This window comes from Conexibacter sp. CPCC 205762 (assembly GCF_030646155.1).
Classification (GTDB): domain Bacteria; phylum Actinomycetota; class Thermoleophilia; order Solirubrobacterales; family Solirubrobacteraceae; genus Conexibacter.
Genome location: NZ_JAUTDN010000106.1, coordinates 1 through 674 on the forward strand (window position 1 = coordinate 1; position 674 = coordinate 674).

The 674-nt window shown below is 81.2% G+C and carries 1 pseudogene; it reads right to left on the minus strand.

Annotated features, from left to right (window positions below):
- Window positions 1-644 (minus strand): annotated as a pseudogene (locus tag Q7L73_RS28610) (hypothetical protein); the annotation flags it as partial.
- Between the last annotated feature and the right edge of the window lie 30 nt (window positions 645-674).

The following is a 674-nucleotide window of genomic DNA, read 5'->3' on the forward strand; positions in this document are numbered from 1 at the left end:
CTACGAGCCGACTGGACGGGAGTCGGCGCGGCGGCCGGGCCCGAGGAGGCGGCCGGCGCCGGCGGCGCGGTGGGATCGGTGGCCGGCGGCGGCGTCGGCGCGACCTGCGCCGGCTGGCCGGAGGCGAGATGGGCGGCCGGCGGGCCGGCCTGCTGCGGCGAGGGCTGGGCGGCGACCGGCGGCGGGGCGGGCGCGGCGACCTGCGCCGGGCCCTGCGCGAGTCCGCCGAGGGCGGCGCCGCAGTGGGCGCAGAAGCGGTCGCTGCTGCCGTAGATCGAGAAGCAGCGCGGGCAGGTGCCGCCGATGCCGGGCAGCCGCAGGTCGCGCACGTCGCGGCGCTCGGCGAGCGCGGTCTCGAGCGCGTGCAGCTCGTCGTCGCAGGCGCGGATCTGGTCGACCTTCTGCGCGACGAGGTCGTCGCGCTTGCGCTCGAAGCGGCGCAGGTCGAAGGCGAGGCCGCCGAGGTCGCGGACCTGCAGCTCCCGCAGTCTGCGCAGGTAGCGCAGCCGCCGCCGCATCCGCCCGCGCTCGCGGAAGCCGGGCTTGCGCTCGACCGCCGGCACGGGCTGACCGGCGGCGTCGGTCGCGGGCGCGGCGGCGGCGTCGGCCGCGCCGGCGGTCGCGGTGCCGTCGCCCGTGCCCACGGCCGGGGCGCCGACGGCGGCAGCGGCGTC